Origin of the sequence: Streptomyces sp. NPDC096136, from assembly GCF_044763325.1 — a bacterium.
Lineage (GTDB): Bacteria > Actinomycetota > Actinomycetes > Streptomycetales > Streptomycetaceae > Streptomyces.
This window is the reverse complement of the sequence record NZ_JBIWFZ010000011.1, coordinates 206,181-219,058: the sequence shown is the minus strand read 5'-3', so window position 1 is coordinate 219,058 and position 12,878 is coordinate 206,181. Positions and strand designations below refer to the sequence as shown.

Here is a 12,878-nt window from a genome sequence, read left to right as displayed (position 1 = left end):
TCCGGGCCGGGAAACGGGTTCCGGTTCCTGGCGCGGGCACTGCTCCGGTTCGGGCGCGGCTCCGGTTCGGCGGAGGGTCAGCCGGCGCGGGCGCGCAGGTGGGTGCGGATGACGCGGACCGCGTTCTCGGCGTCGTCGACGGTGACGGTGAACAGCTTGCCGTCGCCGAGCCGCAGCTCCACGCCCTCCCCGCGGCGGACGATCACCGCGGTTCCCTTCTCCGGCCGCCATCGGTACCCCCAGCCGCCCCACTGCCGCGGGGTGACCCGGGGGACGAACTCGGCGGCGGCGACCTCCGCGAGGCGGATCGTGCGGCGCGGCAGCCCGATGTGGCCGCAGCGCACCTCCATGGCCTCGGCGTCGACGGTGACGGCCACGTACACGAAGGCGAGGGTGCCGTAGAGGATCAGCAGCCCGGCGGCCAGGCAGCCGATCACGGACATCAGCAGCGGAAGATACCCGGAGGCCCAGGAGTTGTCGACGGCCAGCTCGACGCCCAGCGCGAGACAGGCCGCACCGGCCGCGGCGAGCAGCCACTGCGCACGGTTGGAGGCCCGGCCCGTCCAGAGGGGACCCGGGGGGTGACCCGTCATGAGCAGCAGCGTACCCACGTTCCACGGGTGCGCCACCGCCCCTGCGCCACCCGGTGCACTCCCGGACCGGGGCGGCGGGAGCCCGGCGGGTCTTCGCGGGGCGGCCAGTCCCTAGAGGCTGACGGCGGCGTCCTGTTCGAGGCCGGCCAGGAGCCGGCCCTCCGCGTAGCCGAGGGCGGCGGCGGAGAGGGTGGACGGGCGGCCGCTGTGCAGGACGGTCAGCCCGCCGGTCCGGGGCAGGCCCGGGGCGGGCTCGGCGCCGATCCGGCGCAGGGCCTGTACGGCGACGGCCTCGGCGGACCCGTGGTAGCGCAGGTCCGCTCCGCCGGTGCGCAGGGCGAGGGCGGCGCGGATGGCGTCCTCGACGAGCTCGTAGTGCGTGCAGCCGAGGACCACGTCCGTCACGTCGGCCGGGGTCAGTGCGGCGGCGGCGGCGACCGTGCGCGCGACGGCCTCCTCGTCGGCGTGCTCGACGGCGTCGGCGAGGCCGGGGCAGGGCACCTCGGTGACCTCGGCGCCGGCGGCGAAGTCGCGGATCAGTCCGCGCTGGTACGGGCTGCCGGTGGTGGCGGGGGTGGCCCAGATCGCCACCCGCCGGCCGGCCGCCGCGGCGGGCTTGATCGCCGGGACGGTGCCGATGACGGGGATGCCGGGCTCCAGATCGGCCCGCAGGGTGGCCAGGGAGTGCACGGAGGCGGTGTTGCAGGCCACGATCAGGGCGTCGGGCAGCAGCTCGGCGGCGGCCCGGGCGACGCCGCGGGCCCGCTCGGTGAGGTCGGCGGGGGTACGGGGCCCCCAGGGCATCCCGTCGGGGTCGGAGGACAGCAGCAGATCGGCGTCGGGCCGCAGCCGACGCGTCGCGGCGGCCGCAGCGAGGAGGCCGATTCCCGAGTCCATGAGCGCGATCTTCACCTTGTCACCTTAGTCGACGCCCCCGCCCACCACCCGAACCCCAGCCTCCCGAACCACGCCAGAACACCCCGAACAACCCCGGAATCCGTGGGGCGCGCCGCGGCCCCGCCCCACGACGCCCGGGGCGGGGCCGCGACCCACGGGGGCGCCCGGGGAGGAAATCCGACGGCGCCGGACGCGATCGGCCCGGACGCGGGACACGCCCCGCGGCCTTCGGCGACACTGCCGCCATGGGCCTCCTCATCGCCGCCTACGCCTCCTTCGCCGCCTGGCTCTGGCTCACCCTCGCCCAGGGCATGTTCTGGCGCACCGACACCCGCCTCCCCCCGCGCACCGCCCCTGCCCGCTGGCCCTCCGTCGCCGTCGTGGTCCCGGCCAGGGACGAGGCCGAGGTGCTGCCGCGCAGCCTGCCGTCCCTTCTGGCGCAGGACTATCCCGGCGAGGCCGGCATCGTCCTGGTCGACGACGGCAGCACCGACGGGACCGCCGCCCTGGCCCGCCGCCTCGCCGCCGAGCAGCCCGGCCTCCCCCTGACCGTGCTGACGCCCCCCGACCCCCCGCCCGGCTGGACCGGCAAGCTCTGGGCCCTGCGCCACGGCATCGCCCACGCGACCCGCAGCGCCCCGGACGCCCCCGAGTACCTGCTGCTCACCGACGCCGACATCGCGCACGAGCCCGACAGCCTCCGCGAGCTGGTCGCCGCCGCGACCACCGCCGGCCTCGACCTCGTCTCCCAGATGGCCCGCCTGCGCGTGGTCAGCGTCTGGGAGCGGCTCGTGGTGCCCGCGTTCGTGTACTTCTTCGCCCAGCTGTACCCGTTCCGCCGGATCAACCGCCCCGCCTCGCGCACCGCCGCGGCCGCCGGCGGCTGCGTCCTGCTGCGGACGGAGGCGGCCGTCCGCGCCGGGATCCCCGACTCCATCCGGCAGGCCGTCATCGACGACGTCGCGCTCGCCCGGGCGGTCCGGCGCTCCGGCGGCCGGATCTGGCTCGGGCTGGCGGAGCGGGTGGACAGCGTGCGGCCGTACCCGGCCCTGGCCGACCTGTGGCGGATGGTGTCGCGCAGCGCGTACGCCCAACTCCGCCACCAGCCGCTGCTGCTGGCCGGGACGGTGGCCGGGCTGGTCCTGGTCTACCTGGTGCCCCCGGCGGCCCTCCTCGCCGGGCTCGCGGCCGACCGGCCGGCCGTCGCCGTGGCCGGCGGGGCGGCCTGGCTCCTGATGGCCGGCACCTACCTGCCGATGCTGCGCTACTACCGCCAGCCCGCGGTGCTCGCGCCGCTGCTGCCCTTCACCGCGCTGCTGTACCTGCTCATGACGGTCGACTCGGCCGTGCAGCACTACCGGGGGCGCGGGGCCGCCTGGAAGGGCCGGACCTACGCCCGGCCCAGCGACGCCTGACGCCACCCGGGCGGCGGAAGTCGGCCTTGACGGAGCGTCACCATGACGTCATCCGAGGTCACCGCGTTGTGACGGACGGTCAGTTCCATATGCGTGCATGGGCCAACCGACGAGTACGAGTGGTAACAAGGCGGGGTGCATGTGGCGAATCGTGCAGGTGAACCTTAAGTGAAAGCCGTGGCCCTGACCTGGGAATATGCAGGTCAGAGCGGTGTTGGGGCCACCTGGCTATAGACCGCGTGAAGTCGTGGGCTTAACTTGTCTCCCATGACCTCCCCCCGCTCCACTTATGGCGGCGGTTACTACTCCGCGCCCTCCTTCCCGGACACCCCCATCTACGACTCCCTCGTCGCAGAACGCGGGACTCCGCAGATCGCCCCGATCCGCGTTCCGGCCGCCTACGAGTCCCCCAGTGCCGGTTACTCGAGCGGTGGATACCTCCCGGCCCTCGCCTCCTCCATGCCCGCGCTCCCGCCGGCGCCGCAGCAGCCGACGCCGGCCCCGGCGTACGGCTACGGGTACCCGCAGCCGGCCGCGCCGGCCCCGATGCCGGCCCCGATGCCGGTTCCGCTTCAGCACGCGCCCGCCCCGTACGTGCCGCAGCAGCAGCTCGCGCCCCGGGCCGGGTTCGTCCCCCAGCCCCAGCCGCAGCAGCCGCGTCCGATCGCGGCCGGCACCGGGTACGAGGCCATGCGCCCGGCCGCACCGCGCCCGATGGCGGCGCCCGTGCCCGCGGCCGCGCCGACCGCCGCGGCGATCCCCGCGTACCAGGACCCGTACGGGGGCCAGTACCAGGGCCGCGGCTACTGACCGACCCGCCGCACCGCGGCCGGACCGCACCCCGGCCGCCCCGCGCCGGGGTGCGCGGGCCGCGTCCCGCACGGCCGCGGCCCGAACCCGGCGGCCGGACCACTGCGCCCTGCGCGAACCGCGCTGGGGTGCCGGCGCGGGCGGCTGGCAAAATGACCCCATGTCGAACTTGTACGTCCAGTCCCTCCACGTCCATCCCGTCAAATCGGTAGCGGGGACCGCTCCCGACGAGATGCCCGTGGAGCCCTGGGGCCCGGCCGGCGACCGCCGCTGGGCCGTGGTCGACACCGCGGGCGCGATCATCACCCAGCGGCAGCAGGCGCGGCTGGCGCTGGCCTCGGCCCGTCCGCTGGACGGCGGCCGGGTCGCGCTGTCGGCACCCGGCATGGCGGACCTGGTCGTGGAGGTGCCGGAGCCGGGCCCGCTGGAGCCGGTCGTCCTGTTCGGCAAGAAGGTCGACACGGTGGTCGCCTCGGCGGCCGCCGCCGAGTGGTTCAGCGCCTTCCTCGGGCAGGCCGCGCGACTGGTGCACCTCGACGACCCGGCGGTCCGCCGGCCCGTGGACCCCGACTACGCCCTGCCCGGCGAAACGGTCAGCCTCGCCGACGCCTATCCGGTGCTGCTGGCCTCCACCGCCTCGCTGGAGGCCCTCAACGCCCTGATCGCGGAGGGGGACCACCCCGAGGAGGGCCCGCTCCCGATGAACCGGTTCCGCCCCAACGTGGTGGTCGGCGGAGCCCTCGACGCCTGGGCCGAGGACGGCTGGCGGCGCATCGCGATCGGCGACGCCGTCTTCCGGGGGGTGCGCGAGTGCGGGCGCTGCATCGTCACCACCACCGACCAGGCCACGGCCGAACGCGGCCGGGAACCCCTGAAGACCCTGGCCCGGCACCGGCGCATCGGCAAGTCGCTCGCCTTCGGGCGCCAGCTGGTGCCGGTCGTCCCGGGCACCGTGCGCGTGGGCGACGCGGTGCGCGTCCTGGAGTGACCCCGCCCCGGACCCCGGACCCCGCCCGCCACTGACCACGGCGGGCGGGCGCACGGGAGGGGGAATGACACCTTCGAGGGGCTCCCGGGCCGGACCGGAACCAACCGGTGGCGCGGGGCCGTTGGAGCATGCGGGACGAACGGGAACCCGCCGGGGCAGGAGCACCGGATCGGGTGACGGGCGTCCCGCGCGTCCCGGACTGCGCGTCCTCGGGGCATGCGGAAGGCTGGGACGCGCAGACAGACGCAGACTGGCATGGGCAGGGGGAGCCGGACCGTGCGGACGGCAATGGGTGTGTGGCGCTGGCGGCGCAATCCGCTGCGCAGGCCGACCGACCTCGTGGAGGCGTGGGTGGCGTGCGTCGCGCTGGTGTGCGTCCTGCTGGTGGCCCCGGCCGTCGGCTGGGCCGCCGGCCTCCGGGTGGACGGGATCCTCCAGCGCGCGGCGCACGAACAGCGCCAGGAGCGGTACCTCGTCCCGGCCGTGGTGGTGCGGCCCGCGGCGGAGCCGTCCGCGCCGGCCGGCGCGGACGCCGAGCCCTCGGCGCAGCGGACCGCTCCGGCGCGGACCACGATCGTGGCCTCGTGGACCGCGCCCGATGGCAGCAGCCACGAGGGCGCGGTCCCGGCGGCGGAGGAACCGCCGCGTCCGGGCGACCGGTTCCGGATATGGACCGACATCCGGGGCCGGCTCGTGGGACAGCCCCTCGACCCGGGCGCCGCCTCCTTCCACGCGGCCATGGCCGGGCTGGCCGCCGCGCTCACGGCGGCCGCGCTCACGGAGACGCTCCGCCGGCTGGTCGTACGAAGGCTCATGCATCGGCGGTACGTGCGTCTGGACCGGGCGTGGGCGGCGGCCGGACCCGACTGGGGCCGGGCGGGTGCGGGCAGCTGACCTGGCAACTCCCGGGCCCCGCGCGCGCTACGGTGGAGCCGCAGGCCCGTCCGGGCGCTTCGGCGCCCGGGAGGGCCGCGGCCGCTTCAGCCGCTCCGGCCGGTCCGGCAGCGCGAGTACGAGGGTGGGGGCACGGCAGCACGATGGCTCAGGGCACGGTCCAGGTGACGCACGGCGGGGCCTCGCGGTGGCGGCGGCGCTCAGGTGAGTATCCGACGCTGGGCGCCGCCCTCGCGGTCGCGGGCGACGGCGACGTGCTGTCCGTCGCCCCCGGCACCTACCGGGAGAACCTGGTCCTCCGTCATGCCGTCACCCTGCGCGGGCCCGAGGGCGCGGCGGCGGGCTCGGTGCGGATCGCCCCGCTCGACGGGGTCGCGCTGACCGTGCGCGCCTCGGCCGTGGTCCAGGACCTCTATCTGGAGGGGGCGGACCGGGCGGCGCCCGCGCTGCTCGTCGAGGAGGGCTCCCCCGAGTTCAGCGACCTGCGGGTGCACACCCGGTCGGCGTCCGGCATCGAGGTGCGCGGCGGGGCCAGGCCCCTGGTGCGCCGCTGCACGGTGGAGAACCCGGCCGGGGTCGGGATCGCCGTCCTGGACGGCGGCGGCGGGGTGTTCGAGGAGTGCGAGGTGGTCGCCGCCGGGCAGGCCGGGTTCTCGGTGCGCGGCGGGCACCCCCGGCTGGAGCGCTGCCGGATCCACCACGCCATCGGCGCGGGGATCGCCGTCACCGGCGAGGGCTCGGGGCTGGAGGCGCTGGGCTGCGAGGTGTACGAGATCAAGGGCAGCGGGGTGCAGGTCTCGGCGCGGGCCGCCGCCCGCCTGACGGACTGCGCCGTGCACCGCACCTCCGGCGACGGGGTCACCCTCGACACCGACGCGGTGCTGTCGCTCGCCGGCTGCGACATCCACGACATCCCGGAGAACGCCGTCGACCTGCGGTCCCGCTCCGTGCTCGGCCTCAGCCGCACCACGGTCCGCCGCTTCGGGCGCAACGGCCTGTCGGTGTGGGACCCGGGGACCCGGGTCGAGGCCGAGTCCTGCGAGATCCACGACAGCACGGGCGACTACCCGGCGGTGTGGGTCAGTGACGGTGCCACCGCCTCCCTGGACTCCTGCCGGGTGCACGACGTGCCGGACGCCCTGTTCGTGCTGGACCGGGGTTCGCGCGCCGAGGTGCTCGACAGCGATCTGTCGCAGGTGCGCAACACCGCCGTGTCCGTGAGCGACGGCGGCACCGCCCGGCTGGAGGACTGCCGGATCCGGGAGGCCGGCACCGGCGCCTGGTTCCGCGACCACGGCAGCGGCGGCGGCCTGAGCGACTGCACCGTCGACGGCGTGCAGACCGGGGTGATCGTCAGCAAGGGTGCCGACCCGACCCTGGAGCGGGTCACGGTCACCTCCTGCGCCGAGGCCGGGTTCTACGTGTCGGCGGGCGGCCGGGGCACCTTCACGGCCTGCCGGGTGACGGGCAGCTCCGGTTTCGGCTTCCACGTCCTCGACGGCTGCCGCAGCGTCCTGACCGGCTGTCACACCGAGCGCTGCGCGCGCGGGGGCTACGAGTTCGCGGAGGACGGCCCGCTCGCCGAGGGGTGCACCGGGGACGGGCCGGCGGCCCGCCTCACCGCCGCGGCTCCGGCGGGCGCCCCGGCCGCCGGGGCACGGCCTGCGGGCCCGGCGGCGGCCGCGCAGGGCCTCGCGGGACGGACGGCCGAGGTGCCCGGGCGGGCAGCGGCGCCGCTGCCGGAGCCCCGGGCCCGGGAGGCGGCGGGCCGTGGCGCGGGCGAGGTGCTGGGGCAGCTCGACGCCCTGGTGGGTCTGGACAGCGTCAAGCGCGAGGTGCGGGCCCTCACCGACATGATCGAGGTCGGGCGCAGGCGGCGGGAGGCGGGCCTCAAGGCGGCCTCGGTGCGCCGGCACCTGGTCTTCACGGGCTCCCCGGGCACGGGCAAGACCACGGTCGCCCGGCTGTACGGGGAGATCCTCGCCTCCCTGGGGGTGCTGGAGCGCGGCCACCTGGTGGAGGTGTCCCGGGTGGACCTGGTCGGCGAGCACATCGGGTCCACGGCCATCCGCACCCAGGAGGCCTTCGAACGGGCGCGGGGCGGGGTGCTGTTCATCGACGAGGCGTACGCGCTGGCGCCGGAGGACTCGGGCCGGGACTTCGGGCGCGAGGCGATCGACACGCTGGTGAAGCTGATGGAGGACCACCGGGAGGCGGTGGTGGTGATCGTCGCCGGGTACACGGAGGAGATGGAGCGGTTCCTGACCGTCAACCCGGGTGTGGCGTCCAGGTTCTCGCGGACCATCACCTTCGGGGACTACGGCCCCCAGGAGCTGCTGCGGATCGTGGAACAGCAGGCCGAGGAGCACGAGTACCGCCTGGGCGAGGGAACCGCCCGGGCACTGCTGGACTATTTCACCGAGCTGCCCAAGGGCCCGGCCTTCGGCAACGGCCGGACCGCGCGCCAGACCTTCGAGTCGATGGTGGAGCGGCACGCGGGCCGGGTGGCGCAGCTGGCCGAGGCGGGCACCGACGAGCTCACCCTGCTGTTCCCGGCGGATCTGCCGGCTCTTCCCGCGCCTTGCTGATCCGCTGGGCGGGCAGCTCCGCGCCCTCCGGCGCGCCGGCCCGCGCGGCGGCGGCCAGGCGGGCGAGGAGCGCGTCGCGCTCGGCGGCGAAGGCCGGGTCGGCCTGGTAGTCGGCGTGCCGCAGGATCGGTGCGGGCAGCGGGTGCAGGGGGTCGCGCCCGTAGGCGACCGGGTCGGCCAGGGGCCCCCGGTCCACGGGTCCGTCCCCGCCGGCACCGGCCGCGACGGGTCCGCCGATGGGGTCCGTGGCCCGCCACAGGTTGCGCCAGCAGTCGAGGTCGCGGTGCAGGGCGGCGAGCGGGCCGGGGCCGAAGTAGGCGGGGAACCACCGGCCGTAGAGCCGGGCCAGCGGTGACCCGTACGTCAGGAGGCCCACCCGGCGGCGGGTGCCGGGCGGCAGCTGCCAGACGGCGGCCGCCGCGAGCACGCTGCCCTGGGAGTGGCCGGAGATGACGAGCCGGCCGCCGGTGCGCGCGGTCCAGCCGGTCATCCGCCAGGTCAGGTCGGGCACGGCCCGCTCGGCGTAGCAGGGCGGGGCGAAGGGGTGGGCGGCGCGCGGCCAGAAGGTGCCGACGTCCCACAGGATGCCGATGGTGCGGCGGGAGGCCGGGTCCCGGTAGGCCCGGCGGCCCAGGGCCACGAAGGCGGCCATCCCGAAGCCGATCAGCCAGGATCCGCTGTCCTGGGCGGCACGGGCGGCGGCGGCCACCGGCGGGTGGGCGCCCCGGGCGGCCTCGGCCGGGACCCTGCCCGTGGCCCAGGCCCCGGCGAGGGCGCCCGCGCCGAGCAGCAGGGTGGCCGCGCAGACGGCGCCCACGAACCAGGGCGCGGTGTCGGTCAGCGCTGCCGTGGCCCGCGCCCCGGCGATGCGCCGGCTGCGGTCGGGGTCGGGGACGGCCCCGGGGTACTCGGCGGCGACGGTGGCGGCGGCCCTGCGCCGGGTCACGGCGGCCCGGACCCCGGCCGCGGCGGCGACCAGCGCCAGCGCGAGCAGCAGCGGCGGCAGTACGGAGGCCTGCCAGGACAGCAGGACGGGCGGTCCGGGCAGTGCGGCTCCCGGCGTTCCGGGGGTGGCGGCCCCGTCGAGCCAGTCGGCGACGCGCTGGGCGACCCCGCCGGACATGACTCCGCCGAGGGCGCAGCCGAGCAGGGCGGCGGCCGACCCGCCGAGGCCCCCCAGGGCGGCCCCCGGGGTCGGCGTGCGGCGGTGGAGGCGGCGGGCGACGAGGGCGAGGGCGAGGACGCAGCCGCCCTGGCCGAGCATGAGCACCCCGAAGGCGAAGTCGCCGGGGAGCCGGCCCGCCGAGGTCCAGCCGGGGCGCGACCAGCCGGCGTACAGGAGCACGGCGGCCAGCAGGGCGAGGGCGCCGGCGGGCAGCAGGGTGATGGCGGCCCGGTCGAGCCGGTGGTCGGGCCGGGCCTCGGTGCGGCCGCGGCGGCAGACGACCCACAGCACGGTCGCCGCCCCGGCCGCGAGCAGCGTCTGCACGGCCCAGCCGGCGACGAGCAGTGCGGGTGCGGTGGCGGCGGAGCCGCGGTCCTCGCGCAGGGCGGGGGCCGCGACGGCGAGGGCCACGGTGAGGAGCCCGGCGGCGGTGTGCGCGGCGCGCAGCCGGGCCACTATCCGGCGGCCGTACCAGAACCCGGGCCGGCCGAGCGGGGCTTCGCCGTGGCCGGCGGCCGCCGCGGTGCCGTCGGTTCCGGAGGGCGGCGGCTGGGACTCGTAGGCGCTCCAGGTGCGGGCCGACAGGAACCACAGCAGCCCGGTGAGCGCGGCCGGGACGAGGGCGCCGAGCGCGAGGCGCCGCCCGGGCTGGGCCCACCACGCGCCGGGCCGCAGGAAGGCGGGCCAGGAGCGGGAGCCGGTGCAGGCGCGCGCGCCCGCGCACTGCCAGGCGAGGAGGTCGAGGGCCACTTCGCAGGCGGCCGCGACGAGCAGCACGGTGAGGCTGAGGGCGAGGAGGCGCACGAGGAGCCCGTACGCGCGCACCGCGCGCGGCGGCGGCCCGGCGGGGGCCGTGGCGGGCCGGGCCCAGTGGGCGAGGTTGGCCACCATGAACGGCAGGAGCAGCAGCCACAGCGCGCGGGCGCCGTTGCCCGAGGTGAGCCGGGACCAGCAGTAGGCCTCGGGTACCGGCCGCCCGGCGTAGCGCTCGGGATGGGCCTCGGCGTCGGCGTCCTCGGCGCGGCGGAACACGGCCGCGGTGGAGTCGCCCGTCACCCGGACGGGGTGCGGATCGCGGAGCAGCTCGCCGGGGGCGGCTCCGGCCACTCCGTGCACGAACAGTTCGAGGGCGAGCGGGGGCGTGCCCGGCGGGAGGGCCCCGGGGGCGGCGGACTGCGGCATGGGGGCCTCCGCGGGAGGACGGCGGACGGGGGCCCGGACACGGGCGGCGGGAACGGGCCTTCCCCAGCATCCCGCCCGAACCGGCCTCTGCCCAGGCTCCGTTCGCGTGAAGCCGGAGGCGGAGCCGGAGGCGGAGCCGGAGACAGGGCCGGAGGCGGAGCCGGAGACAGGGCCGGAGGCGGAGCCGGAGACAGGGCCGGAGGCGGAGCCGGAGACAGGGCCGAAACCGGAGGCAGAGCCGGAACGGGGACGCGGCCGCAGCCGCAGCCGGTGCGCGCTGCGACCGTCGAGGGGCCGCGGCGAGGGGCCGTCGCCAGGGGCCGTCCGTCCCGCGCCGCCCAGGCCCACCCCGTCCGACCAGAGGGTCCGCGCCGGGCCCAGCCCCCCGCGCCGACCCGACCGGCACCCGCACCCCGGGCCCCGGGCCCGCACAACGCACCTGCCACTGCGCGCTTCTGACGGTCAGCCAGATAATGTGACGGCATGCGTCCGCCGTCTTCGCGTCCCAGGGGGTAACGCCATGGCCCGCCGACTCCGCCCCGTGGGGCTGGACTTCCTCGACCGCGCCCCGACGCGCCTGGTCTTCACCGCCAGGGCGGCGGCCCCGCCCGCGTCCCTGTACCGGGCGCTCGCCGAGGAGGTCACGGCCTGGCCGGCCTGGTTCGGGGCGGTGTCGCTGGCCCGGCCCACCGGGGGCGGCGCCGGCCGGGAGATCGGGCTGCGGGGCGGGATCCGCTTCCGGGAGACGGTCGTGGCCGCGGAGGCTCCCCGGCGCTACGCCTACCGGGTCGACGAGACCAACGCACCGGGCGTGCGCGCCCTGCTGGAGGAGTGGCTGCTGGCCCCGGCCGCCGGACCGCACTCCCCCGGCGACCGCTCCCCCGGCACCCTCGTCCGCTGGACCTTCGCGGCCGACGGCCCGGCCCCGTTCCGCCTGGCGCTGGCCGCCGCCCGCCCGGGGCTCGGCCACTCCTTCCGCACGGCGGTGCGCGCCCTCGACGCCCGGCTCGCCGCAGCCCCGGGCCGCGGCTGATCCGCCGGGCGCCGCGGGGGCGTCAGGCCTGCGGCTCGCGCCAGTCGCCGGTCTCCAGCAGCGTCTCGATCGTCTTGGCGTAGGGCGCGATGTCCAGGCCCTGCGCCGCCAGCCACTCGTCCGAGTAGTACTTGTCGAGGTAGCGGTCGCCCGGGTCGCAGAGCAGGGTCACGACGCTGCCCTTGCGGCCCTCCGCCACCATCTCGGAGACGATCTTCAGGGCGCTCCACAGCCCGGTGCCCGTGGAGCCGCCGGCCTTGCGCCCTATGGCCTGTTCGAGGGCGCGGCAGGCCGCGACGCTCGCCGCGTCGGGGACCTTCATCATGCGGTCGATGGCGCCCGGCACGAAGCTCGGCTCCATGCGGGGCCGGCCGATGCCCTCGATGCGGGAGCCGCAGTCGCTGCTCGCGTGCGGGTCGTGGTGCGTCCAGCCGTCGAAGAAACAGGAGTTCTCCGGGTCCGGTACGCAGATGCGGGTGTCGTGCTGCATGTAGTGGACGTAGCGGGCGATGGTCGCGGAGGTGCCGCCGGTGCCGGCGGTGGCCACGATCCAGGCGGGCTCGGGGTAGCGTTCCAGGCGCAGCTGCTGGTACATCGACTCGGCGATGTTGTTGTTGCCGCGCCAGTCGGTGGCCCGCTCCGCGTAGGTGAACTGGTCCATGTAGTGGCCGCCGGTGCGTGCGGCGAGGTCGGCCGACTCCTCGTACATCTTCATGGAGTCGTCGACGAAGTGGCATGCGCCGCCGTGGAATTCGATGAGCCGGCACTTCTCGGGGCTGGTGGTCCGCGGCATGACGGCGATGAAGGGGACGCCGATCAGCTTGGCGAAGTAGGCCTCGGAGACGGCGGTGGAGCCGCTGGAGGCCTCGATGACCGGGCGGCCGGGGCGGATCCAGCCGTTGCACAGCGCGTACAGGAACAGCGAGCGCGCGAGGCGGTGCTTGAGGGAGCCCGTCGGGTGCGTGGACTCGTCCTTGAGGTAGAGGTCGATGCCCCAGGACTCGGGCAGCGGGAAGCGCAGCAGGTGCGTGTCGGCGCTGCGGTTGGCGTCCGCCTGGACCTTGCGCACGGCCTCCTTGAGCCAGGCGCGGTATTCGGCGTCGCTGCGGTCGATGTCGACGGTGGTCGTCACCGTGCTCGCGGCCACGCGTCCGGCCGGGCTCGCGGCCGTGTTCGAGGCCGTCGTACCGGTGGTGCCGGTGGTGCTCATGCGCCTTGCTCCTTTGTCGGTTCCAGGGCCCCCTCCTTTCGAAATGTACCCCCCTCACCTGCACAAACAGTCACTTTGGGTTTCCATGCGGATCGCTTTCGGT

At 76.6% G+C, this 12,878-nt stretch carries 10 protein-coding genes; 6 read left to right on the top strand and 4 right to left on the bottom strand.

The genetic code is table 11. The features are described from left to right. Nucleotides 1-77: 77 nt before the first annotated feature. Together ACIRBY_RS23645 and ACIRBY_RS23640 are read right to left on the bottom strand one after the other, a co-directional pair. Entirely contained in the window at nucleotides 78-593 is a 516-nt protein-coding gene (locus ACIRBY_RS23645; protein ID WP_403903473.1) for a hypothetical protein, read from the bottom strand. A gap of 111 nt (nucleotides 594-704) precedes the next feature. Further along, a complete protein-coding gene (locus ACIRBY_RS23640; protein WP_403903470.1) occupies nucleotides 705-1,505 on the bottom strand; it encodes a glutamate racemase in 801 nt (266 codons plus the stop codon). A 230-nt stretch (nucleotides 1,506-1,735) separates the two neighbouring features. Here ACIRBY_RS23640 and ACIRBY_RS23635 point away from each other — a divergent pair, with 230 nt between their 5' ends. From ACIRBY_RS23635 to ACIRBY_RS23615, 5 genes are all read left to right on the top strand, one after another. Continuing rightward, nucleotides 1,736-2,905, top strand: coding sequence for a glycosyltransferase (locus ACIRBY_RS23635; protein WP_403903468.1), 1,170 nt, complete (start codon nucleotides 1,736-1,738; stop codon nucleotides 2,903-2,905). 267 nt (nucleotides 2,906-3,172) lie between these two features. Then, nucleotides 3,173-3,715: a DUF6643 family protein gene (locus ACIRBY_RS23630; protein WP_403903466.1), complete on the top strand. Its 543-nt coding sequence runs from the start codon at nucleotides 3,173-3,175 to the stop codon at nucleotides 3,713-3,715. Between the two features lie 160 nt (nucleotides 3,716-3,875). Beyond that, a complete protein-coding gene (locus ACIRBY_RS23625; RefSeq protein WP_403903464.1) occupies nucleotides 3,876-4,703 on the top strand; it encodes an MOSC domain-containing protein in 828 nt (275 codons plus the stop codon). Between the two features lie 276 nt (nucleotides 4,704-4,979). Next, the gene (locus ACIRBY_RS23620) at nucleotides 4,980-5,597 is read left to right on the top strand and encodes a hypothetical protein (RefSeq protein WP_403903462.1); all 618 of its coding nucleotides are present in this window, start codon (nucleotides 4,980-4,982) and stop codon (nucleotides 5,595-5,597) included. 143 nt (nucleotides 5,598-5,740) lie between these two features. Then, on the top strand, nucleotides 5,741-8,185 hold the full coding sequence (locus ACIRBY_RS23615; RefSeq protein WP_403903460.1) for a right-handed parallel beta-helix repeat-containing protein: 2,445 nt from the start codon (nucleotides 5,741-5,743) through the stop codon (nucleotides 8,183-8,185). Here the strand turns inward: ACIRBY_RS23615 and ACIRBY_RS23610 are convergent. Further along, nucleotides 8,136-10,532: a hypothetical protein gene (locus tag ACIRBY_RS23610; protein WP_403903457.1), complete on the bottom strand. Its 2,397-nt coding sequence runs from the start codon at nucleotides 10,530-10,532 to the stop codon at nucleotides 8,136-8,138. The genes ACIRBY_RS23615 and ACIRBY_RS23610 overlap by 50 nt on opposite strands. A gap of 520 nt (nucleotides 10,533-11,052) precedes the next feature. Here ACIRBY_RS23610 and ACIRBY_RS23605 point away from each other — a divergent pair. After that, nucleotides 11,053-11,565: an SRPBCC family protein gene (locus ACIRBY_RS23605; protein WP_403903455.1), complete on the top strand. Its 513-nt coding sequence runs from the start codon at nucleotides 11,053-11,055 to the stop codon at nucleotides 11,563-11,565. A 22-nt stretch (nucleotides 11,566-11,587) separates the two neighbouring features. On the opposite strand, the gene ACIRBY_RS23600 is transcribed toward ACIRBY_RS23605, so the two are convergent. Then, a complete protein-coding gene (locus tag ACIRBY_RS23600) occupies nucleotides 11,588-12,775 on the bottom strand; it encodes a PLP-dependent cysteine synthase family protein (protein ID WP_366455506.1) in 1,188 nt (395 codons plus the stop codon). Nucleotides 12,776-12,878: the final 103 nt, after the last annotated feature.

Bases quoted from the DNA above. Each gene is read 5' to 3' on its own strand.
- ACIRBY_RS23645 (WP_403903473.1), bottom strand. From the start codon at position 593: ATGACGGGTCACCCCCCGGGTCCCCTCTGGACGGGCCGGGCCTCCAAC.
- ACIRBY_RS23635 (WP_403903468.1), top strand. From the start codon at position 1,736: ATGGGCCTCCTCATCGCCGCCTACGCCTCCTTCGCCGCCTGGCTCTGG.
- ACIRBY_RS23630 (WP_403903466.1), top strand. From the start codon at position 3,173: ATGACCTCCCCCCGCTCCACTTATGGCGGCGGTTACTACTCCGCGCCC.
- ACIRBY_RS23625 (WP_403903464.1), top strand. From the start codon at position 3,876: ATGTCGAACTTGTACGTCCAGTCCCTCCACGTCCATCCCGTCAAATCG.
- ACIRBY_RS23615 (WP_403903460.1), top strand. From the start codon at position 5,741: ATGGCTCAGGGCACGGTCCAGGTGACGCACGGCGGGGCCTCGCGGTGG.
- ACIRBY_RS23610 (WP_403903457.1), bottom strand. From the start codon at position 10,532: ATGCCGCAGTCCGCCGCCCCCGGGGCCCTCCCGCCGGGCACGCCCCCG.
- ACIRBY_RS23605 (WP_403903455.1), top strand. From the start codon at position 11,053: ATGGCCCGCCGACTCCGCCCCGTGGGGCTGGACTTCCTCGACCGCGCC.
- ACIRBY_RS23600 (WP_366455506.1), bottom strand. From the start codon at position 12,775: ATGAGCACCACCGGCACCACCGGTACGACGGCCTCGAACACGGCCGCG.